The 20,759-nt window shown below is 44.4% G+C and carries 16 protein-coding genes and 1 pseudogene; 9 read left to right on the forward strand and 8 right to left on the reverse strand.

Going from position 1 to position 20,759, the window contains the following annotated elements; genetic code table 11:
- Nucleotides 1-16: 16 nt before the first annotated feature.
- The 6 genes from coaE to nadC form a co-directional block, all read right to left on the reverse strand.
- Complete coding sequence (coaE, locus tag ACED59_RS01910) at nucleotides 17-631, reverse strand: dephospho-CoA kinase (protein WP_017097339.1); 615 nt, start codon at nucleotides 629-631, stop codon at nucleotides 17-19.
- A 2-nt stretch (nucleotides 632-633) separates the two neighbouring features.
- Nucleotides 634-1,503: an A24 family peptidase gene (locus tag ACED59_RS01915; protein ID WP_017097338.1), complete on the reverse strand. Its 870-nt coding sequence runs from the start codon at nucleotides 1,501-1,503 to the stop codon at nucleotides 634-636.
- A 68-nt stretch (nucleotides 1,504-1,571) separates the two neighbouring features.
- A complete protein-coding gene (locus ACED59_RS01920; RefSeq protein ID WP_017097337.1) occupies nucleotides 1,572-2,798 on the reverse strand; it encodes a type II secretion system F family protein in 1,227 nt (408 codons plus the stop codon).
- Nucleotides 2,799-2,813: 15 nt separating this feature from the next.
- Complete coding sequence (pilB, locus tag ACED59_RS01925) at nucleotides 2,814-4,499, reverse strand: type IV-A pilus assembly ATPase PilB (RefSeq protein WP_017097336.1); 1,686 nt, start codon at nucleotides 4,497-4,499, stop codon at nucleotides 2,814-2,816.
- A complete protein-coding gene (locus tag ACED59_RS01930) occupies nucleotides 4,499-4,909 on the reverse strand; it encodes a prepilin-type N-terminal cleavage/methylation domain-containing protein (RefSeq protein WP_009847601.1) in 411 nt (136 codons plus the stop codon). The genes pilB and ACED59_RS01930 overlap by 1 nt, the downstream gene beginning before the upstream one ends.
- Nucleotides 4,910-5,163: 254 nt before the next feature.
- The gene (gene nadC, locus ACED59_RS01935; RefSeq protein WP_009847600.1) at nucleotides 5,164-6,054 is read right to left on the reverse strand and encodes a carboxylating nicotinate-nucleotide diphosphorylase; all 891 of its coding nucleotides are present in this window, start codon (nucleotides 6,052-6,054) and stop codon (nucleotides 5,164-5,166) included.
- Nucleotides 6,055-6,137: 83 nt separating this feature from the next.
- Here nadC and ampD point away from each other — a divergent pair.
- From ampD to lpdA, 5 genes and pseudogenes are all read left to right on the forward strand, one after another.
- Nucleotides 6,138-6,738 (forward strand): annotated as a pseudogene (ampD, locus tag ACED59_RS01940) (1,6-anhydro-N-acetylmuramyl-L-alanine amidase AmpD).
- 482 nt (nucleotides 6,739-7,220) lie between these two features.
- Nucleotides 7,221-7,982 (forward strand): pyruvate dehydrogenase complex transcriptional repressor PdhR, encoded by a 762-nt coding sequence (gene pdhR, locus ACED59_RS01945; RefSeq protein ID WP_009847596.1) that lies wholly within the window; start codon nucleotides 7,221-7,223, stop codon nucleotides 7,980-7,982.
- Between the two features lie 62 nt (nucleotides 7,983-8,044).
- Nucleotides 8,045-10,708, forward strand: coding sequence for a pyruvate dehydrogenase (acetyl-transferring), homodimeric type (gene aceE, locus ACED59_RS01950; RefSeq protein ID WP_017097334.1), 2,664 nt, complete (start codon nucleotides 8,045-8,047; stop codon nucleotides 10,706-10,708).
- 26 nt (nucleotides 10,709-10,734) lie between these two features.
- Nucleotides 10,735-12,624 carry a pyruvate dehydrogenase complex dihydrolipoyllysine-residue acetyltransferase gene (gene aceF / locus ACED59_RS01955; protein WP_017097333.1) on the forward strand — a complete coding sequence of 630 codons (1,890 nt, stop codon included), beginning with the start codon at nucleotides 10,735-10,737 and terminating at the stop codon, nucleotides 12,622-12,624.
- 242 nt (nucleotides 12,625-12,866) lie between these two features.
- A complete protein-coding gene (lpdA, locus tag ACED59_RS01960) occupies nucleotides 12,867-14,297 on the forward strand; it encodes a dihydrolipoyl dehydrogenase (protein ID WP_012604738.1) in 1,431 nt (476 codons plus the stop codon).
- A gap of 224 nt (nucleotides 14,298-14,521) precedes the next feature.
- Here the strand turns inward: lpdA and ACED59_RS01965 are convergent, their stop codons facing one another.
- Nucleotides 14,522-15,127 (reverse strand): LuxR/HapR/OpaR family quorum-sensing transcriptional regulator, encoded by a 606-nt coding sequence (locus tag ACED59_RS01965; protein ID WP_012604737.1) that lies wholly within the window; start codon nucleotides 15,125-15,127, stop codon nucleotides 14,522-14,524.
- Between the two features lie 337 nt (nucleotides 15,128-15,464).
- On the opposite strand from ACED59_RS01965, the gene hpt reads away from it, so the two are divergent.
- Nucleotides 15,465-15,995, forward strand: a complete 531-nt coding sequence (gene hpt / locus ACED59_RS01970) for a hypoxanthine phosphoribosyltransferase (protein WP_009847591.1) — start codon at nucleotides 15,465-15,467, stop codon at nucleotides 15,993-15,995.
- A gap of 95 nt (nucleotides 15,996-16,090) precedes the next feature.
- On the opposite strand, the gene can is transcribed toward hpt, so the two are convergent.
- On the reverse strand, nucleotides 16,091-16,750 hold the full coding sequence (gene can / locus ACED59_RS01975; RefSeq protein WP_009847590.1) for a carbonate dehydratase: 660 nt from the start codon (nucleotides 16,748-16,750) through the stop codon (nucleotides 16,091-16,093).
- Nucleotides 16,751-17,036: 286 nt separating this feature from the next.
- Between can and ACED59_RS01980 the strand changes: the two genes are divergently transcribed.
- The 3 genes from ACED59_RS01980 to ACED59_RS01990 all read left to right on the forward strand — a co-directional run bounded on the left by ACED59_RS01980 (nucleotide 17,037) and on the right by ACED59_RS01990 (nucleotide 20,680).
- Entirely contained in the window at nucleotides 17,037-18,668 is a 1,632-nt protein-coding gene (locus tag ACED59_RS01980; protein ID WP_029223085.1) for a SulP family inorganic anion transporter, read from the forward strand.
- Between the two features lie 322 nt (nucleotides 18,669-18,990).
- Nucleotides 18,991-19,908, forward strand: coding sequence for an ABC transporter ATP-binding protein (locus ACED59_RS01985; protein ID WP_009847588.1), 918 nt, complete (start codon nucleotides 18,991-18,993; stop codon nucleotides 19,906-19,908).
- Between the two features lies 1 nt (nucleotide 19,909).
- Entirely contained in the window at nucleotides 19,910-20,680 is a 771-nt protein-coding gene (locus ACED59_RS01990; protein WP_009847587.1) for an ABC transporter permease, read from the forward strand.
- Nucleotides 20,681-20,759 lie beyond the last annotated feature (79 nt).

Genomic DNA, 20,759 nt, shown 5'->3' on the forward strand with positions numbered 1-20,759 from the left:
TTCATTCAACATTGTTCTATTCTGACCCATCTACTGCACTGATTGCCAGATACTTTTGATGTAAATCTGTGATTTGAGGCAAAAGTTCTTGGTTTTTAGTATGGTTTTTAATCACGTCATCTGCAACTGCTAAGCGCTGTTCTCTTGATGCCTGTGATTTTAAAATTGATTTAACTTGTTCCCTAGAAACATTATCGCGACTCATCGTACGTTCTATTTGCACTTCTACCGGCACATCAACGATTAATACGCGATCGGTCATGCCTTGCATTTGGTTTTCAACCAATAGCGGTGCGACTAATAAACCATATGGGGATGTGATTTTAGACAGGTCACTGTCAATTTTGTCGCGGATCATAGGGTGAAGCAGTTCATTGAGCCATTGTTTCTCTGTGGGATCAGAAAAGATCACTTCGCGCAGTTTAGCTCGGTTTAGCGCTCCATCTTCGAGCAATACCTCTTCACCAAAATGAGTCGCAATCTGTTTTAGACCTTCACTGCCCAACGCCACCACTTCACGTGCCACGATATCAGCATCGACAATATCAATGTGAAAATGTTCGCTGAAGAGATTAGCTACCGTCGTTTTACCACTGGCGATCCCACCGCTTAATCCGATAATGATTGCCATGATTAAACCCCTAGTACAGAAGTGAAATACCAGCCCATGATGTCGTTGCCCCACATCAAACTCACCCAACCCGCAATTGCAAGGTAAGGTCCAAAGGGAAAGGCTTTATCTATGCCTTGTTGTTTCAAGCGAAGTTGAATCAAGCCGAAAACTAAGCCGACAAGTGAGGATAGAAGAATGATCATTGGGAGGTGTTGCCAACCAAGCCAGGCGCCAAGCGCAGCTAGTAACTTGAAATCACCGTAACCCATGCCTTCTTTGCCTGTTAACAGCTTGAACAACCAATAAACAGACCACAAAGCTAGATAGCCAGCCATTGCGCCAACGACGGAATCTTGAAGCGATACAGGACTGATGTTAAACAGTGCCAAAGCGATACCAGACCAAACCAAAGGTAAGGTGATTTGATCAGGTAACAGCATGGTATCTAGGTCGATAAAGGTTGCGGCAATCAATGCAAAGGTGAAAAAAATCAAAGCAATGGCGTAGTAACTGAAACCAAAGTGGCTAGCCACTACGGTGCATAGTATTGCAGTCAGCAGTTCGACCAATGGATAGCGAGCACTGATTGGGTTAGCACAGCTATGACACTTACCTTTCAAGAACAACCAGCTTAATACTGGAACATTGTCGACGATTCTTAATTGGGTTTTACATTTCGGGCAAGCCGAACGAGGGATACTGAGATTGAACTTCCCCTCTGGCGCTGGAATTTTATATTGAGAGAAATACTCCGAGCACTCTTGTTGCCACTCTCGTTCCATCATAATCGGTAAACGGTGTATGACTACGTTGAGGAAACTGCCAATAAGAAGGCTAAAAATGAAAGCTAATACGGGGAATAGCCAAGGATAGTAGTGAAATACTTCCATAGTGTCCTTTACCACTTAATCAATACAAGCAGTGGTTCTCTGCTTGAGGGGTGTTTGGTTGCTTTTAGCTATCCTAACACACTCATAAGATTAAAGATCGGTAAGTACATCGCGACAACCAGTCCACCAATAGCGGTGCCTAAAAATACGATGATAAGAGGTTCTAAAATCTTACCTAAATTATCGACGGTGTTGTCGACTTCAAATTCATAAATAGATGCGATTTTATTGAGCATGTCATCAAGGTTGCCAGACTCTTCTCCTATCATGACCATCTGTAAAACCATCTCAGGAAAAGCATCGGTATTGCGCATCGCGATATACATCGGCATGCCAGCGGCAGTTTCACGGTGAACCTCGATGATGGCCGATTCATAATGCAGGTTACCTGCGGTTTTGGCTGTGGTCTTCAGGCTGGTTAAAATAGGAATCCCTGAACTAAAACTGGTTGATAAGGTTCGGCTGAATTTGGCGATTGAGGCTTTGGCCAATACTCCGCCAAGAATAGGGAATCGCAAACCTAGACGGCTGAATGATAAACGAATGGAATAAGACCGTTGACGCAGTTGGTAGGTAAATAATGTGACTAACCCTATGCCAACGGCAGCATAAAGACTGTAAGCCTGTACCCAATGTGAAAGGGAGAGTACTTGTTGAGTAAACCAAGGGAGGTCTGCCCCGAAGCTTGAAAACATCGATTCAAATTCAGGAATGACCATGGTGAGCATTAAGTAAGAGACAGTCAGCGCGACAGCGACCACCATTGTGGGGTAAATCAGTGCTTTTATGACCTTAGACTTTAGCTGCTCACTCTTTTCTCTATAGGTTGCCAAGCGTTCAAAGACTTGCGCTAGGTTTCCGGAAAGCTCGCCAGTAGCGACCAAATCGGTGTACAGGTCGTCAAAGTGAGTGCTTGCCGTCCGCATCGCTTTTGATATAGGGGTTCCCGCTTCGACACCTCGACAGATATGCAATAGAATTGATTTCATTTCAGCTTTACGGTGATTGTCTGATACTAGCTTAATGGCCTGAACGATAGGCACGCCAGTGGCAAGCATGGTCGCAAGTTGTCGAGTCAAAATGGTGATGTCTTTGGCTTTTACTCGGTGTGTTAAACGAGTGACTGCTGAGATGCTTTTCTTTTTGATTTTCTTAATCTGAATATGCTGCTCTTTGAGCTTTTCTCGTACTTCTAATTCGGCGAGTGCCAAGGTTTGACCGGACACCTTTTTGCCTGAGCTGTTTATGCCTTTCCAGTGGTAGTTTTTTAATTGTGACTGCAGTTTAGTGCTCATGAGTGCTCCGATGGATTATAGATACAGAACACGTTGCAGTTCTTGATAGCTGGTGGTGCCTTCAAGCAACTTATCGATACCGGATTCTTGCAGTGTTCTCATTCCTTCTCTACGCGCGAGATCTTCAATCTCTAACGCGTTAGGTTTATTGATCAGACTATTTTTTAGTTTGTCGGTGAACGGCATTACTTCGTAGATACCTACTCGACCGGAATAGCCCTGATTACACTCATTGCACCCTTGTGGGGTGGCTTTGTAGAGTGTTTGATTGTTAGGAATAGAGTGACGTAGAAATATGTCCGGCGAGTTGTCAGCTGCTTTACAGTGGTTACACAGCCGCCTTGCCAGTCGCTGCGCGATAATCAGGCTCAATGACGAAGCGAGGTTAAAGGGTTCTATCCCCATATGGGCGAGCCGAGTCACGGTTTCCGAAGCTGAGTTAGTATGGAGTGTCGAGAGGACTAAGTGACCCGTTTGCGACGCTTTGATCGCGATCTCTGCGGTTTCTAAATCACGGATCTCACCGACCATCACTACATCAGGATCTTGTCGCAAGAACGATCGTAGTGCTTCGGCAAACCCAAAACCGATCTTTGGCGTCACCTGTACCTGATTGATACCACACAGGTTGATCTCCACCGGATCTTCAGCTGTTGAGATATTACGCTCAGAGGTGTTAAGCATGCGAAGTCCAGTGTAAAGAGAGACCGTTTTGCCACTGCCTGTGGGCCCAGTCATTAAGATCATCCCTTGCGGGCGTTTTAGGGCATTGAGATAGAGCGCTTTTTGATCCTCGCTGTAACCTAATTTATCGATATCTAAATTGGCTGCGCTGCTGTCTAGAAGACGCAGTACGATCTTTTCTCCCCACAATGTCGGTAGAGTCGACACACGCATATCGATCGCCAGCTCGTCGTTCAAACGCAGCTTAATACGGCCGTCTTGAGGTAAGCGACGTTCAGCGATATCAAGTTTGGCGAGAATCTTTAAACGAGCGGATAACCGACGGCTTAAATGAGACGCGGGCTGTTGGACCTCAACAAGAATGCCATCGCAACGCAGACGCACTCGGTAGTTTTCTTCATAAGGTTCGAAGTGGATGTCTGATGCGCCTTTACGCACCGCATCAACCAGTATCTGATTGATAAATCGACTGACAGGGGAATCGTCTTGACTGAGATCTTCAATTGAACTCATTTCATCGTCAGAGACTTCAACAAGATTGGCGAGCTCATCTTGGGTGATCTCTTTGCGCTTAGAGTCTTGCCCGGAAATAGAGCGACCATACAGCTTTCGTATGGCGCCTTCTAATTCTGAATAGTTAGCGACAACGAGTTCTATCTGCAATCCAGTCGCGAATCTAAAATCGTCTTCAGCTTGCAAGTCGGTTGGATCGGCAGAGGCGAGCGTGAGAGTAGAGTTAGTGAGAACAACTGGGATAGCACGATACTTAGTGATCAATTCTCGAAGTCCCAATTGGTCACACAAGATTTCATAGTCAGTATTGGCCAGTTGCACTAACGGCAAACCGAAAATGGTTTTGATGTTATTAGCGAGGCTCTCGCCGGTGAATAAGCCCAGAGTGAGCAAAGCTTCAGGTGTAGAAATACCTGAAGCTTGTACATGTTCCGCAACGGCTTGTTCTTGAGTCAGGCTAAGTAAGTTAGCCTGACGGAGAACTGTTGGGAGGTTGGTTAGCACTACACACAGCCATCTAGAGGGATCGTTGCTTGTTTACTGTTAGTACAAACCCACCCAGAGTTACCTCTAGCAAATGTTAAGGTTGCTGCACTTATTGAGCTAGTTGCTCCAAAAGTGAATAACAGTGTGTCGTCAGCTGAAACTGTTATTTTACCAAGTGAATTTGCATCTGTAGCTGTTCCTAGATCGCCCAAAGCGGTAGCTTGAACGATCACGCCCTTTTCTTGATGGATTAATTCTGCTGGTGTAATTAGTGCTCTCATTGTGGCTAAACCAGAGGATAGTTCACTTTTAGATACATAATCTTTATAAGCCGGAATTGCAATTGCAGACAGCACACCAATGATCGCAACCACAATCATCAATTCAATCAGCGTAAAGCCTTTCTGGTTTTTTCTTTTGTTTTTCATAGTTCTATTCCATTCGTTAGTTTGTTTCAGTGCAAGCACCCGTTGATGGAAAGAATAGAAGTTGAGATTTAGAAGTGGAATGGTGTTCAGATGCAGGCGCGAGTGGTTTTGTATTTATTGGTGTGTTGTTTCATATGGAGCGCAAAATTATGCGATCAGCTTAGTTAACTGATTGATATACTGATAATAAAAGCAATAAAAAGGCATGGCTGATTGCCATGCCTTGAAGTTAAGTGATTGATAGAACGATGAGATTAAGCTTTGAATCGCATTGAAAGGTCCATTGCTTTTAGATGCTTAGTCAGTGCTCCCACAGAGATGTAATCGACACCCGTTTCAGCGAATTCTGCAATCGTATCTAAAGTCACGTTACCTGAGTTTTCTAGTGCTGCACGACCTGCGTTAATTTTAACGGCTTCACGCATCATGTCTGTGGTGAAGTTGTCTAGCATGATGATGTCTGCACCGGCGCTGATCGCTTGCTCAAGCTCTGCTAGGCTTTCTGTTTCCACTTCCACTGGCTTACCCGGGTTCAGCTCTTTTGCTGTCGAGATCGCTTTCTCAATGCCACCACATGCGATGATATGGTTTTCTTTGATTAGGTAGGCATCGAAAACACCAATACGGTGGTTGAAGCCACCACCACAAGCCACAGCGTATTTTAGTGCGCTGCGAAGGCCTGGAATTGTTTTACGCGTGTCTAATAGGCGGCATTCTGTGTGTTTGATTTTGTCAGCGTAGATTGCTGTCGCCGTCGCACAACCAGATAGTGTTTGAATGAAGTTCATTGCGTTACGCTCACCGGTTAAAAGTGCGCGAGCAGGTCCTGTTAGCGTGCAAAGTGTTTGGTTTGGTTCAACTTTGTCACCGTCTTCTACGTTCCACTCGACAGTGACTTCACCGCCCAATTGCTTAAACACTTCATCAGCCCAAGCTTTACCACAGAACACACCGCGCTCACGGGTAATGATGGTTGCGCTGTTGATTGCGTCTGCAGGGATTAGACTTGCCGTAATATCAGCCGCTGGATCTAACGTTCCACCTAGATCTTCTTTGATGGTCTCAGCGACTGCGCGAGTGATCTCTAGCGGCAGTTGCTCTTTTAAGTAATCAAGGCGTTGGTGGCTGTTATGTGTGTTTTTCATCGCAAATCTAATCTTGAAAGGGAGTGGGAATGGAATGATACTCTTGCTTAACTTCAAATTAAAGAGGCTAGCGCGACTGCTCTATGGGCAAAGTCACAATCTTATTGCGCTAGTAGAAAAGAAAGCGAGACTAAGATGACGATGAGCTCCAACGGATGGTACGACAATGCTCGGCATGTTCCTTCTCCGTATTTTGATGCTAGACCCAGCACCGACGATATCTCTCTGCTGGTGGTTCATAACATTAGTTTACCACCGGGCCAATTTGGCGGCCCTTACATTGAACAGTTTTTCACGGGCAAACTTGATCCGGCAGATCATCCATTTTTTAAAGTGATTCATCAAATGGGCGTTTCGGCACATTGCTTGATTCGCCGTGATGGTGAGGTGGTACAGTTTGTGTCATTTCTTGACCGAGCTTGGCACGCAGGCCAGTCGAGCTTTTCGGGGCGTAAAAGGTGTAATGATTACTCGATTGGTATTGAGCTGGAAGGAAGCGACTTTATCGCTTATACAGAGCAGCAGTACCAAGCGCTTTCTCGATTAACAGAAACGATCGTATCGACTTTCCCTCAAATAACCACCGAGCGTATCACTGGTCATCAATATATAGCCCCGCTACGCAAAACTGACCCTGGTTTGGTTTTCGACTGGCAGAAGTTTAAAGGCGAACTCAAGGTTTAAGCCTCATTATCGAAGATGCTCTTATTGTTGCTGGTGGTTGAATAGTCAACGCCTAGCATAATGACTTGTGAATTTTTGTTGTTGCGATGTAAATAAAGTGGTTAGGGGGAGGGCGTCAATAAATCGAGAGTGTGACGAGCTTATCAAACGATCTAATATTAAAACTTATGAACAGGATTTCTACCTCTAATGTGCGCTTGGTTTGATTTTTAATCAAGTGGCACTCATCTTTCTGAAACAATCCATTTTTATCCTGAAACTTTCTAGCACGGATACTCCCCAAAAGTATTACCCCTGTAAATGGTAAGACCAAATTGGTTGCTGTTTTAAATTTCATTTGTTAAATCAGGGTTAATTCGTGCTGTGTTCTATGATTCAGGTCAATTTTAGTCTGGACAGTGGCGTTTTAATTATGTTAATTTCTGCCCAACTTAAAATTGGTAATACCAATTGTCAGCGAAGAAAAAGAAGAACAACAAACTATGGCTTATCAAAGGATTCGTCAGCCAAAACTCTCGGACGTTATCGAACAAGAGTTAGAAAGGTTGATAGTGGAAGGAACACTGGCTCCAGGGCAGCAGCTGCCGCCTGAGCGTGAACTGGCGAAACAGTTCGATGTGTCTCGTCCTTCAATCCGAGAAGCGATACAACGTTTAGAAGCAAAACGCTTGCTTACTCGCCGTCAAGGTGGAGGTACGTTTGTTAGCGAAAATATCTGGAAAAGCTTTTCAGATCCTTTGCTTAATTTGTTGTCCTCCCATTCTGAAACCCAACTAGACTTGTTGGAATCGCGTCATGCGATGGAAGGGATTTCGGCTTACTTCGCGGCATTACGTGGTACTGATGAAGACTTTGCTCGAATTCAAGCATGCCAAGAAAAAATTCGCGGTGCGCAAGATAAGGGTGATATTGAAGCCGAGTCTGCAGCTGTGATGGCTTTTCTTATTGCTTTAACAGAGGCAGCGCACAATGTGGTGTTATTGCACATTGTTCGTAGTTTGGCTCCGTTACTCGAACAAAACGTCTTAGAAAATTTAAAACTGTTGCATCGTCGTAAAGACGTTGTGGAGAAAGTGAGTATACATCGAGCTAACATTGTAGATGCGATCGTTTCAGGACAGCCAGAACAGGCGCGTGAAATGTCACACTCTCATTTAGCTTACATCGAAGAAACATTGATGGATTTGACTAAAGAAGAGTCGCGCCGCGAACGTTCTTTACGTCGAATCCAACAGGGTAAATAGTCGTAATACTTCGGCTTTTTACGTGTTTAGTAGAATCCAACTAACAAAAAGGATAGATCGCCATGTCTGACATGAAGCATGACGTTGATGCTCTGGAAACTCAAGATTGGTTAGAAGCTCTTGAGTCAGTAGTACGTGAAGAAGGTGTAGAACGTGCACAGTTTTTACTAGAACAAGTTCTAGATAAAGCGCGTTTAGATGGTGTTGATATGGCTACAGGCATCAACACGAACTACATCAACACAATTCCAGCAGCACAAGAGCCAGCTTACCCTGGTGACGTAACTCTTGAGCGTCGTATTCGTTCGATTATTCGCTGGAACGCAATCATGATTGTATTGCGTGCTTCTAAGAAAGACCTAGACCTTGGTGGTCACATGGCTTCTTACCAGTCAGCTGCTGCGTTCTACGAAGTATGTTTTAACCACTTCTTCCGTGCTCCAAACGAGACCGACGGTGGCGATCTAGTTTACTACCAAGGTCACATCTCTCCTGGTATCTACTCTCGTGCATTCGTTGAAGGTCGTCTAACTGAAGAACAGCTAGATAACTTCCGTCAAGAAGTTGATGGTAAAGGTATCCCTTCATACCCGCACCCTAAACTAATGCCTGAATTCTGGCAGTTCCCAACAGTATCTATGGGTCTAGGCCCTATCTCTGCTATCTACCAAGCGCGCTTCCTTAAGTACCTTGAAGGTCGTGGCATGAAAGATACTTCAGGTCAGCGTGTATACGCGTTCCTAGGTGACGGTGAGATGGATGAGCCAGAATCACGTGGTGCTATCTCTTTCGCTGCGCGTGAGAAGCTAGACAACCTATGTTTCCTAATCAACTGTAACCTACAGCGTCTAGACGGCCCTGTAATGGGTAACGGTAGCATCATCCAAGAACTTGAAGGCCTATTTAAAGGCGCAGGTTGGAACGTTGTTAAAGTTATCTGGGGTAGCAACTGGGATTCTCTACTAGCTAAAGACACGACTGGTAAGCTTCTTCAACTAATGAATGAAACTATCGATGGTGACTACCAAACATTCAAATCTAAAGATGGCGCATACGTACGTGAGCACTTCTTTGGTAAGTACCCAGAAACAGCTGCACTAGTTGCAGACATGACTGACGACCAAATCTTCGAACTGAAACGTGGTGGTCACGATTCTTCTAAACTGTTCGCTGCATTCAACAATGCAAAAGAGACAGGTGGTAAACCAACAGTAATCCTAGCTAAGACAGTTAAAGGTTACGGTATGGGTGAAGCTGCAGAAGGTAAGAACATCGCTCACGGTGTTAAGAAGATGGACATGACTCACGTACAATACCTACGTGACCGTCTAGGCCTACAAGACATCCTTTCTGATGAGAAAGTATCTGAGCTTCCTTACCTAACACTGAAAGAAGGTTCAGCTGAGTACGAATACCTACATGCTCGTCGTAAAGCACTACAAGGTTACACTCCTCAGCGTCTGCCAAAATTCACTCAAGAGTTCAAAGTTCCTGAGCTAGACGCATTCGCACCTCTACTGGGTGAACAGAAGCGTGATATCTCTACAACGATGGCTTATGTACGTACGCTTAACATCCTTCTTAAAGATAAGAACATTGGTAAGAACATTGTTCCTATCATCTGTGATGAAGCTCGTACATTCGGTATGGAAGGTCTATTCCGTCAGGTTGGTATCTACAACCCACACGGTCAAGACTACACGCCTGAAGATAAAGGCATCGTTTCTTACTACAAAGAAGCAACGTCTGGTCAAGTTCTTCAAGAAGGTATCAACGAACTAGGTTCTATGGCTTCATGGGTTGCAGCTGCAACTTCATACAGCACAAACGATCTACCGATGATTCCGTTCTACATCTACTACTCAATGTTCGGTTTCCAACGTATTGGTGACATGGCTTGGTTAGCAGGTGACCAACAAGCTCGTGGTTTCCTACTAGGTGCAACTGCAGGCCGTACAACGCTAAACGGCGAAGGTCTACAGCACGAAGATGGCCACTCGCACATCATGGCGAACACTGTACCTAACTGTATCTCTTACGACCCAACGTTTGCTTACGAGCTAGCGGTAATCATGCAAGACGGTATCCGTCGCATGTACGGTGAGAACCAAGAGAACGTTTACTACTACCTAACAGTAATGAACGAGAACTACGCAATGCCAGCAATGCCAGAAGGCGCTGAAGAAGGCATCCGTAAGGGTATTTACAAGCTTGAGTCTTACGCAGGTTCTAAGTCTAAGGTTCAATTAATGAGCTCTGGTACTATCATGAACGAAGCGCGTAAAGCAGCTAAGATCCTGAGCGAAGAGTACGGCGTAGCATCTGATGTATTCTCTGTAACGTCGTTCAACGAACTGACTCGTGACGGTCAAGCGGTAGAGCGTGACAACATGCTTCACCCAGAAGCTGAAGAGAAAGTACCGTACATCACAACTGTTCTTGGTAACGAACCTGCAATCGCAGTTACGGATTACATGAAGAACTACGCTGAGCAAGTACGTGCATTCATGCCTTCTGAGTCTTACAAAGTACTTGGTACTGACGGTTTCGGTCGTTCAGACAGCCGTGAAAATCTACGTCGTCACTTCGAAGTAAATGCAGGCTACGTTGTAGTTGCTGCGCTTACTGAACTGGCTAAACGTGGTGATGTTGAGAAATCAGTAGTTGCTGAAGCAATTGCTAAATTCGGCATCGACGCAGACAAAATTAACCCGCAATACGCATAAGACTGGCATTAAGGTAGGTAAATACAATGACAATCGAAATTAATGTACCAGACATCGGTGCTGACGAGGTTGAAGTAACTGAGATTCTTGTAAACGTTGGCGACAAGGTTGAAGAAGAGCAGTCACTGATCACTGTTGAAGGCGACAAAGCTTCAATGGAAGTTCCTGCGTCTCAAGCGGGTATCGTTAAAGAAATCAAAATAGCAGAAGGTGATTCTGTTTCTACTGGTTCTCTTATCATGATCTTTGAAGCGGAAGGTGCAGCAACACCGGCTGCTCCAGCAGTTGAAGCGGCTCCTGTAGCTGCTCCTGCTGCGGCATCAGTTGCTGAGCTTAAAGAAGTTCACGTTCCTGATATCGGCGGTGATGAAGTTGAAGTAACAGAAATCATGGTTGCTATCGGTGACGCAGTAGAAGAAGAGCAATCTCTTCTTACTGTTGAAGGTGACAAGGCTTCAATGGAAGTTCCTGCACCATTCGCTGGTATCGTTAAAGAAATCAAGATCGCTTCTGGTGATTCAGTATCTACTGGTTCTCTAGTGATGGTATTTGAAGTAGCGGGTTCTGGTGCTCCAGTTGCAGCAGCTCCTGCTCCAGCGGCGGCACCAGTTGCAGCGGCTCCAGCAGCATCTGCTGAGAAAGAAGTGAACGTTCCTGATATCGGTGGTGACGAAGTAGAAGTTACTGAGATCATGGTAGCGGTTGGCGATACAGTAGAAGAAGAGCAATCTCTAATTACTGTTGAAGGCGACAAAGCTTCAATGGAAGTGCCTGCACCATTCGCTGGTACAGTAAAAGAAATCAAGATTGCAGCTGGCGACAAAGTGTCAACAGGCTCTTCAATCATGACTTTCGTTGTTGAAGGCGCAGCTCCAGTAGCAGTAGCGGCTCCAGCTCCAGCACAAGCAGCAGCTCCGGCAGCAGCACCTGCACCTAAAGCTGAAGCAGTAGCTCCAGCAGCTGGCGACTTCCAAGAGAACGGCGAGTACGCTCACGCATCTCCAGTTGTTCGTCGTCTAGCTCGTGAATTCGGTGTGAACCTAGCGAAAGTTAAAGGTACTGGTCGTAAGAGTCGCGTACTTAAAGAAGACGTTCAGTCTTACGTTAAAGATGCACTTAAGCGTCTTGAGTCTGGTGCAGCAGCATCTGGCAAAGGCGGCGATGGTTCTGCTCTTGGTCTACTACCATGGCCAAAAGTTGACTTCAGCAAGTTCGGCGAAACGGAAGTTCAGAAGCTTTCTAAGATTAAGAAGATCTCTGGCGCTAACCTGCACCGTAACTGGGTAATGATCCCTCACGTTACACAGTGGGACAACGCAGACATCACTGAGCTAGAAGCATTCCGTAAAGAACAGAACGCAATCGAAGCGAAGAAAGACACTGGCATGAAGATCACTCCACTTGTGTTCATCATGAAAGCTGTTGCTAAAGCGCTAGAAGCATTCCCAGCGTTTAACTCTTCTCTTTCTGAAGATGGCGAAAGCATCATTCTTAAGAAGTACGTAAACGTGGGTATCGCTGTTGATACACCAAACGGTCTAGTTGTTCCTGTCTTCAAAGACGTGAACAAGAAAGGCATTTACGAGCTATCTGAAGAGCTAATGGCTGTTTCTAAGAAAGCACGTTCTGGTAAGCTAACAGCGGCAGACATGCAAGGCGGTTGTTTCACAATCTCTAGCCTTGGTGGTATTGGCGGTACTGCATTTACTCCAATCGTAAATGCTCCAGAAGTAGGTATCCTAGGTGTATCTAAGTCTGAAATTAAGCCAGTTTGGAATGGTAAAGAGTTCCAACCACGTCTACAGCTTCCACTGTCTCTATCATACGATCACCGTGTGATCGATGGTGCTGAAGGTGCACGCTTCATTACTTTCCTAAACAGCGCACTATCTGACATTCGTCGTCTAGTACTGTAATTGAGAAAGTAATTATTAAGGTGACTTTCGGGTCACCTTAATTCTTTATATAAAGACTATTTTTAGAGAACAGTTTCCGGCATTTCTCATAAACTGCGGGGGAATTGTTGTCTAGCTCACAGGCTAACTTAAAGCTACTTTCACACTGTTAACATCTCTGTAAAATGTTTCCTGTTTGAAAGCCCAATAATTTTAAGAACATCTACTCAGCCTGTTAGGGATAATGACTACAAGAGGTCACAATGAGCAAAGAAATTAAAGCCCAAGTTGTTGTACTTGGTTCAGGTCCTGCTGGTTACTCAGCGGCATTCCGTTGTGCGGATTTAGGTCTAGAAACAGTACTAGTTGAACGTTACAGCACTCTTGGTGGTGTATGTCTAAACGTTGGTTGTATTCCATCAAAAGCACTTCTTCACGTATCTAAAGTAATTGAAGAAGCAAAAGCGATGGCAGAGCACGGCGTTGTATTCGGCGAGCCACAGACGGACATCAACAAGATCCGTATCTGGAAAGAAAAAGTAGTTGATCAACTGACTGGCGGTCTTGGCGGTATGGCTAAGATGCGTAACGTTACAGTTGTTAACGGTTTTGGTAAGTTTACTGGTCCTAACAGCATTCTTGTTGAAGGCGAAGGCGAAGCAACGACAGTTAACTTCGACAACGCAATCATTGCTGCGGGTTCTCGCCCAATCAAACTTCCTTTCATCCCACATGAAGACCCACGTATTTGGGATTCTACGGATGCACTAGAACTAAACGAAGTACCAGAAAAACTGCTTATCATGGGCGGTGGTATCATCGGTCTTGAGATGGGTACGGTTTACCACTCTCTAGGTTCTAAAGTTGAAGTTGTTGAGATGTTCGATCAAGTTATCCCTGCTGCGGATAAAGACATCGTTAAAGTCTTCACTAAGCGCATTAAAGATAAGTTCAAGCTAATGCTTGAAACTAAAGTGACAGCGGTTGAAGCGAAAGAAGACGGTATCTACGTTTCAATGGAAGGCAAGAAAGCACCAGCAGAAGCTGAGCGCTACGATGCAGTTCTTGTTGCTATCGGTCGTGTTCCAAACGGTGCACTTATCGATGCTGAAAAAGCAGGTATCGAAGTTGATGAGCGCGGTTTCATCAATGTTGATAAGCAAATGCGTACTAACGTTCCTCACATCCACGCGATCGGTGATGTTGTTGGTCAACCAATGCTTGCTCACAAAGGTGTGCATGAAGGTCACGTAGCTGCTGAAGTTATCTCTGGTAAGAAGCACTACTTCGATCCTAAAGTAATCCCATCAATTGCGTACACTGAGCCAGAAGTAGCTTGGGTAGGTAAGACTGAGAAAGAAGCGAAAGCGGAAGGCCTGAACTACGAAGTTGCTACTTTCCCTTGGGCTGCTTCTGGTCGTGCAATCGCTTCAGACTGTGCTGACGGTATGACTAAGATGATCTTCGATAAAGAGACTCATCGCGTAATCGGTGGTGCTGTTGTTGGTACTAACGGTGGTGAACTTCTTGGCGAAATCGGCCTAGCAATCGAAATGGGTTGTGATGCAGAAGATATCGCACTGACTATCCACGCTCACCCAACTCTACACGAGTCTGTTGGTCTTGCTGCGGAAGTATTCGAAGGTTCAATCACTGACCTTCCAAATAAGAAAGCAGTGAAAAAGAAGAAGTAATTCTTTTTTAGCCACTCGCTAATGTTTTTAAAAGCCGCTGATTCGTCAGCGGCTTTTTTATGTCTGAAGAAAAGATGGTCGTCATGCTTGTAAGAGATCCCCAACTCGCTCGTCCCTCGCTCTTTAGGATGACGAAGGAAGGAATAGGGAATCTGATTAGGTGAGAGGAAATAAAAAAGGGTTAGCGTAAAAGCCAACCCTTTAGTTTTGTTCGAAGATCGAATCTACTTATAAATGCACAGCATGTTCAAGTAGCTATCCGTCAAGGTCGAAAGTTCTTCTTGCGTATCTACACGTTTCGCTTGGATGAATAGCGAGTAGCAAATGCCGTGGAATAGATTTGCTAGATGTTTAGGATCGTGATCGTCACAGACTTCGCCGCGTTCAATCGCCTTGCTAAACATGTTTTGTACTAACATCTGGTTAGTGCGGTTAGTGGTTACAAACAGAGGCCACACTTCATCGCGAGTTGATGCACTCCATTCGAACCATACATTTAACCAATTGCTATCTTGAGCCACTAACGTCACCATTTCAGTCGCAATATTATGTAGATTTTCTTTTGCGTGAATATCTAGGTCAATGTTGTCTGAAAGGAAGTTCGAGAATTGACGAACAACGTGGTTAAGTACTTCATCAACCAGATCTTCACGGGTAGGGAAGTAGTTAAATACTGTTGCTACTGACACCTGAGCGATGTCGGCAATATCAGCGTGTCCACCGCGGCCAATGCCACGGCGAGAGAATACTTCAAGTGCGATTTCCATCAATTGAAGTTTTCTTTTTAAGGGTGAAAGCCTAGTTCTAGGTCTCTTCGTTATTGAGTCCATATTGTTTTTCCTTGCCAACGAATTTTTATATTAATGATTTTATTATTATTTAAGCCAAGATGAGTGTAATGGTGCATATGTGAATGGTCAATCCCTTGTGCTTGTTTTATAGACAGTTACATCAAACTTGATACATAAAGCGTGATCAGTGTTGATGTGAAAGGATGCGAGTATTGGATAACGCACCAATGCACATTTCATTGAGAATCTAACAGTAAATTCGAACCATAAGGTGGTGTGGGTATTTGAGCAGTGCTAGACTTACGCACAAAATTGAGCGACACAACTGACGAAAGTGTCAACATTCGTCGCAATCACCAAATAAAATGAGAGCAGTATGAAGCATACAGTTGAAGTCATGATCTCTGAGCAAGAAGTTCAGGATCGAGTGAACGAACTAGGCAAGCAGATCACGGAGCACTACCAAGGTAGCGAAGATCTAGTTTTAGTTGGCTTATTGCGCGGATCTTTTGTCTTTATGGCGGATCTTGCTCGTGCTATCGATTTAACTCACCAAGTGGATTTCATGACAGCCTCTAGCTACGGCAACGGCATGGAAAGCTCACGTGATGTTCGTATTTTGAAAGACCTTGATGATGACATCCAAGGTAAAGATGTTCTACTTGTAGAAGACATTATCGATACTGGTAACACGCTGACTAAAGTAAAAGAAATTCTGAGCCTGCGTGGTCCTAAATCTATCGAAATTTGTACGTTATTAGACAAGCCTTCTCGTCGTGAAGTTATTGTAGACACAAAGTGGATTGGTTTTGAAATCCCAGATGAATTCGTTGTTGGTGTGGGTATCGACTACGCACAAAAATATCGTCACCTACCGTATATCGGTAAAGTTGTACCTCAAGAGTAATAACGACTCTGTTGAACACAAACAAAAAAGGCTCGCAAAACGCGAGCCTTTCTTATATCTATTCTTTCTTATATCTATTGGTTAGACGTTAAGAATTAACCTAGGATTGGAGACGATAGGATTTTATCAAGTGCCGCTAAGTGGCTGTTTTCTAAAGTATCATTACTTGAGCAACGAACACCAAGATCTTGCAGCTTGCCATTACCAATACCATAAACCACACCGTGGATTTCAATATCTTGTCCACGTTCCCATGCGCTTTGCATGATGGTCGAGTTACCAAGATTGTAGACTTGTTCTGCAACGTTAATTTCGCATAACTTGTCACCCCATTGTTCACGAGGCAGAGATTCAATTTGCTTACGGTACTTAAGATAGTTATCGCGTATGTGGAGTAGCCAGTTGTTGATAAGACCCAGTTTAGGGTTATCTATCGCTGCGTTAACACCGCCACAGCCGTAGTGACCACAAACAATAACGTGTTTCACTTTGAGTACATCGACAGCGTATTGCACTACTGATAAGCAGTTTAGGTCGGTATGAACTACTTGATTAGCGACATTTCGGTGAACAAACAGTTCGCCAGAATACAAACCAGTGAGACGCTCGGCCGGAACGCGGCTATCTGAGCAGCCTATCCATAGAAAACCAGGGCTTTGACCCTCTTCAAGCGTTGTAAAATACTCTGGTCGTTGAGAGCGAATTTCTTCTGACCATTTAGAGTTGTTTTCAAAAAGCTGTTTAATCTCTGGCATTTTGCGTCTTACATCCCTTAATTAAGAACTCTAACTATACACAATGTTACAAATTCAATCTTGTAAAAACTGTGTCAAATAGTACTCATCTGACGTGTACTAGTCGTTAAAATCATTAACTTAGCGTAAAAGGCATAATCCGAATATAAGAGACGAATAGTGTGATTAAATTAACACTTTCTGAACCGTTGATACATTTGTTAAAGTGATAAGGTTTGTCATTTCATCATCAGGAAGGTGTGTTTTGTTTGGAAGTCGTTTTACGGATATCAATCTCAAAGGAGATATGTTTGGCGGTGTAACTACAGCCATCATCTCATTGCCTTTAGCGTTGGCATTTGGTGTCGCTTCTGGTGCGGGCGCGGAAGCTGGCCTTTGGGGCGCCATCATGGTGGGCCTATTTGCGGCATTGTTTGGTGGCTCAAGCAGCTTGATATCAGAGCCTACCGGGCCGATGACAGTGATCATGACGGCAGTAATGACCAGCATGGTGGCCAAGTACCCTGAAACCGGGATGGCAATGACCTTTACCGTGGTAATGATGGCGGGTGCTTTTCAGATATTACTCGGTACATTAAAGCTAGGAAAGTACGTCACTTTGATGCCATATAGCGTGATATCTGGCTTTATGTCCGGTATCGGCGTGATTCTTGTCATTCTGCAGCTTTCTCCTTTGCTAGGGCACGCAGCCCCTTCTGGCGGAGTGATGGGCACACTTTCGGCACTTCCTGATACGCTAGCAAATCTGAAAGTCAGTGAGCTGTTTTTGGGGGTGTTAACGCTTGGTATCCTTTTCGGTTTTCCTGCTAAATATCGTAAGTATGTGCCCGCTCAATTGGTCGCTTTAGTGGCTGTAACGCTCTTATCCGTTATTATCTTTGATACCGATTCTATTCGCCGTATTGGTGAAATTCCCGCAGGCTTACCTTCTCTTGTTATTCCGACTATCAGCTCTGAGCAATTCACCACAATGGTTATCGATGCTTTGGTGCTAGGTACTCTTGGTTGTATTGATACGCTTTTGACTGCGGTTATCGGAGATTCATTGACTCGTAAAGAGCATGATTCAGACAAAGAACTTCGTGGCCAAGGCATTGCGAATATGATTTCTGGTCTGTTTGGTGCGCTACCCGGTGCGGGCGCAACCATGGGCACCGTGACCAACATTCAGGTAGGGGCTCGTTCTCCGCTTTCTGGTGTTATTCGTGCTTTGGTGCTTGCGCTAGTGGTATTGGTTGCGGGAGGCTTAACAGAACCGATCCCTATGGCTGTGTTGGCTGGTATCGCGATGTATGTCGGTTTCAACATCCTTGATTGGAGTTTTATTCAGCGCGCACACAAGGTGAGTTATGCCGGCATGGGTGTCATGTACGGTGTGATGTTATTAACCGTATTCGTTGATCTAATTATTGCGGTCGGGCTGGGCGTTTTTATCTCAAACATTCTGATCATTGAAAGGCTAAGTCGAGAGCAAGCTAGACAAGTTAAGGCGATCAGTGATGGCGATGATGAAGACGATATCCCATTGACTGACAGTGAACGTCAGTTACTGGATAGTGCCAATGGTAAAGTGCTGTTCTTCTACCTTTCTGGGCCGATGATATTCAGTGTTTCAAAAGCGATTTCACGTCAACACTCGAGCATTTCTGATTATGAAGCGATGATCTTAGACCTAACTGATGTGCCTATGATTGATGTTACCGTTGGCTTAGCGCTAGAAAATGCGATTAAAGATGCCCTAGATGCGCAGTGTGAAGTGTACTTATTGTGTCCTAATGAGAATACTCGTCAGCAATTAGAAAAATTCCATGTGATTGACCTTGTACCTGAATCCAATACTTATCGATTCAGATATGAAGCCCTGACAGCTGCAACAAGCTATGTTGATAGAGATGAACATCAATTTGACTCGGTTTAATCTTCAGCAATAATTTCACATGAATCAGTTATAGACGCCAAATATAGTATTGGTGATTAATGCCGTTAAGTTAATAACTTAACGGCATTTTTTATGTTTACTGAACACTGAATTGCTCTTTACGTACCTAATATTCTTGTTCGCTTTCGAAAGAAAGCCTCACTCGGTATTTGTATTAATCGTTAATCAACGATAAACTTGTTTGCAAAATGGCCGAGTAAACAAGTTTGAGTTAGTTTTCTGCTAGCTCGTATTAAGCATTACTCTCTTCCTCAAATTCGGCCATCAACATCTTATCTATAGCAAATGGCAGTCTATCTCTATGTATGCATTAGAAATTGAGCAACTAAGAAAAACTTATGCAGGGGGCTTTGAGGCTCTTAAGGGCGTGAGTTTACAAGTAGAAAAAGGCGACTTTTACGCACTACTTGGCCCAAATGGTGCGGGTAAATCCACCACCATTGGTGTTATCTCTTCACTGGTTAATAAAACGTCAGGCAAGGTGAAAGTGTTTGGCTACGACATTGATACCGATCTGGAGCTAGCGAAGTTGAACTTAGGTTTAGTCCCGCAAGAGTTTAACTTTAACCCGTTCGAAACGGTTGAGCAGATCGTGCTACAACAAGCCGGTTACTACGGTGTACCGAAAGCTCTTGCTAAAGAACGCGCTAAAAAGTACTTATCTCAGCTCGATTTGTGGGAAAAGCGTGGCGAACGTGCGCGTAACTTATCTGGCGGTATGAAGCGTCGTTTGATGATCGCGCGTGCACTGATGCATGAGCCTCATTTGTTGATTCTTGATGAACCAACGGCGGGTGTTGATATTGAATTGCGTCGTTCAATGTGGGAATTCCTCAAGGAGATCAACGAGAAGCAGGGCATCACCATTATTTTAACTACGCACTATCTAGAAGAAGCGGAAATGCTGTGTCGTAACATTGGTATCATCAATCGTGGTGAGTTGATTGAGAACACCACAATGAAGTCGCTGTTGGGTAAGTTGAGTGCCGAGACCTTTATTCTTGATCTTGAAGAGGGTGCGACTGAACCTAAACTTGAAGGTGTGAATAGCCAAGTGATGGTTAATGGCTCGCTAGAAATCGAAATCGACAAGAATCGAGGTTTGAATACCATCTTTGATCAATTGAGTGAGCAGCAGGTAAAAGTTCTCTCTATGCGTAACAAAGCAAACCGCCTAGAAGAGCTATTTGTGAGTATCGTCCGTGAGGGGAATAAATAATATGTACAGCCTATATTGGACCGCTTTCTGCAGCTTGTTGACCAAAGAGATCAATCGCTTCACGCGTATCTGGGTGCAAACTCTGGTACCGCCAGCGATTACCATGACGCTTTACTTCATCATCTTCGGTAACCTGATTGGTGCGCGTATTGGTGAAATGAACGGCTTTAGCTACATGGAATACATTGTGCCCGGTCTGATCATGATGTCGGTGATCACCAACTCATATTCCAACGTTGCTTCATCGTTCTTTAGTGCCAAATTCCAGAAGAACATTGAAGAGCTGCTTGTAGCACCTGTTCCTAACTACGTGATTATCGCCGGCTTCGTAATGGGCGGCGTGGTGCGTGGCTTGTTAGTGGGCACTATCGTCACCTTTGTATCGCTGTTCTTTGTTGACCTTCAAGTCGACCACTGGGGCGTGATCATTGCGACGGTATTTCTCACGTCGGTTGTGTTTGCTCTGGGTGGTTTGATCAACGCGGTATTCGCACGTACGTTTGATGATATTTCTATTATCCCAACCTTCATTTTAACGCCGCTGACGTATCTCGGTGGTGTTTTCTACTCGATCAGTCTATTGCCTGAATTCTGGCAAGGTGTATCGAAGTTGAACCCTATCGTGTATATGGTAAACGCGTTCAGATATGGCTTTTTGGGTGTGTCTGATGTGGGTATTGTGACGTCGTTTGGCGTACTAGGTGTGTTTATTGTCGTGCTGTATGGCATTGCACATTACTTAGTTACAAAGGGGATCGGCTTACGTAGTTAACTTTTAGTTATCCAAGAGCTATTAGTTATCCAGGATCTATTAGTTATCCAAGAGCTATTAGTTATCCAGGATCTATTAG

This window comes from Vibrio sp. FF266, from assembly GCF_041439695.1.
GTDB lineage: Bacteria > Pseudomonadota > Gammaproteobacteria > Enterobacterales > Vibrionaceae > Vibrio > Vibrio tasmaniensis_A.

What these genes read in the sequence shown, in the direction of transcription:
- ACED59_RS01990 (WP_009847587.1), top strand. Translation starts at nt 19,910, where the DNA reads ATGTACAGCCTATATTGGACCGCTTTCTGCAGCTTGTTGACCAAAGAG.
- ACED59_RS01980 (WP_029223085.1), top strand. Translation starts at nt 17,037, where the DNA reads ATGTTTGGCGGTGTAACTACAGCCATCATCTCATTGCCTTTAGCGTTG.
- hpt (WP_009847591.1), top strand. Translation starts at nt 15,465, where the DNA reads ATGAAGCATACAGTTGAAGTCATGATCTCTGAGCAAGAAGTTCAGGAT.
- ACED59_RS01985 (WP_009847588.1), top strand. Translation starts at nt 18,991, where the DNA reads ATGTATGCATTAGAAATTGAGCAACTAAGAAAAACTTATGCAGGGGGC.
- coaE (WP_017097339.1), bottom strand. Translation starts at nt 631, where the DNA reads ATGGCAATCATTATCGGATTAAGCGGTGGGATCGCCAGTGGTAAAACG.
- ACED59_RS01930 (WP_009847601.1), bottom strand. Translation starts at nt 4,909, where the DNA reads ATGAAAAACAAAAGAAAAAACCAGAAAGGCTTTACGCTGATTGAATTG.
- lpdA (WP_012604738.1), top strand. Translation starts at nt 12,867, where the DNA reads ATGAGCAAAGAAATTAAAGCCCAAGTTGTTGTACTTGGTTCAGGTCCT.
- ACED59_RS01915 (WP_017097338.1), bottom strand. Translation starts at nt 1,503, where the DNA reads ATGGAAGTATTTCACTACTATCCTTGGCTATTCCCCGTATTAGCTTTC.
- can (WP_009847590.1), bottom strand. Translation starts at nt 16,750, where the DNA reads ATGCCAGAGATTAAACAGCTTTTTGAAAACAACTCTAAATGGTCAGAA.
- aceF (WP_017097333.1), top strand. Translation starts at nt 10,735, where the DNA reads ATGACAATCGAAATTAATGTACCAGACATCGGTGCTGACGAGGTTGAA.
- ACED59_RS01920 (WP_017097337.1), bottom strand. Translation starts at nt 2,798, where the DNA reads ATGAGCACTAAACTGCAGTCACAATTAAAAAACTACCACTGGAAAGGC.
- nadC (WP_009847600.1), bottom strand. Translation starts at nt 6,054, where the DNA reads ATGAAAAACACACATAACAGCCACCAACGCCTTGATTACTTAAAAGAG.
- aceE (WP_017097334.1), top strand. Translation starts at nt 8,045, where the DNA reads ATGTCTGACATGAAGCATGACGTTGATGCTCTGGAAACTCAAGATTGG.
- pdhR (WP_009847596.1), top strand. Translation starts at nt 7,221, where the DNA reads ATGGCTTATCAAAGGATTCGTCAGCCAAAACTCTCGGACGTTATCGAA.
- ACED59_RS01965 (WP_012604737.1), bottom strand. Translation starts at nt 15,127, where the DNA reads ATGGACTCAATAACGAAGAGACCTAGAACTAGGCTTTCACCCTTAAAA.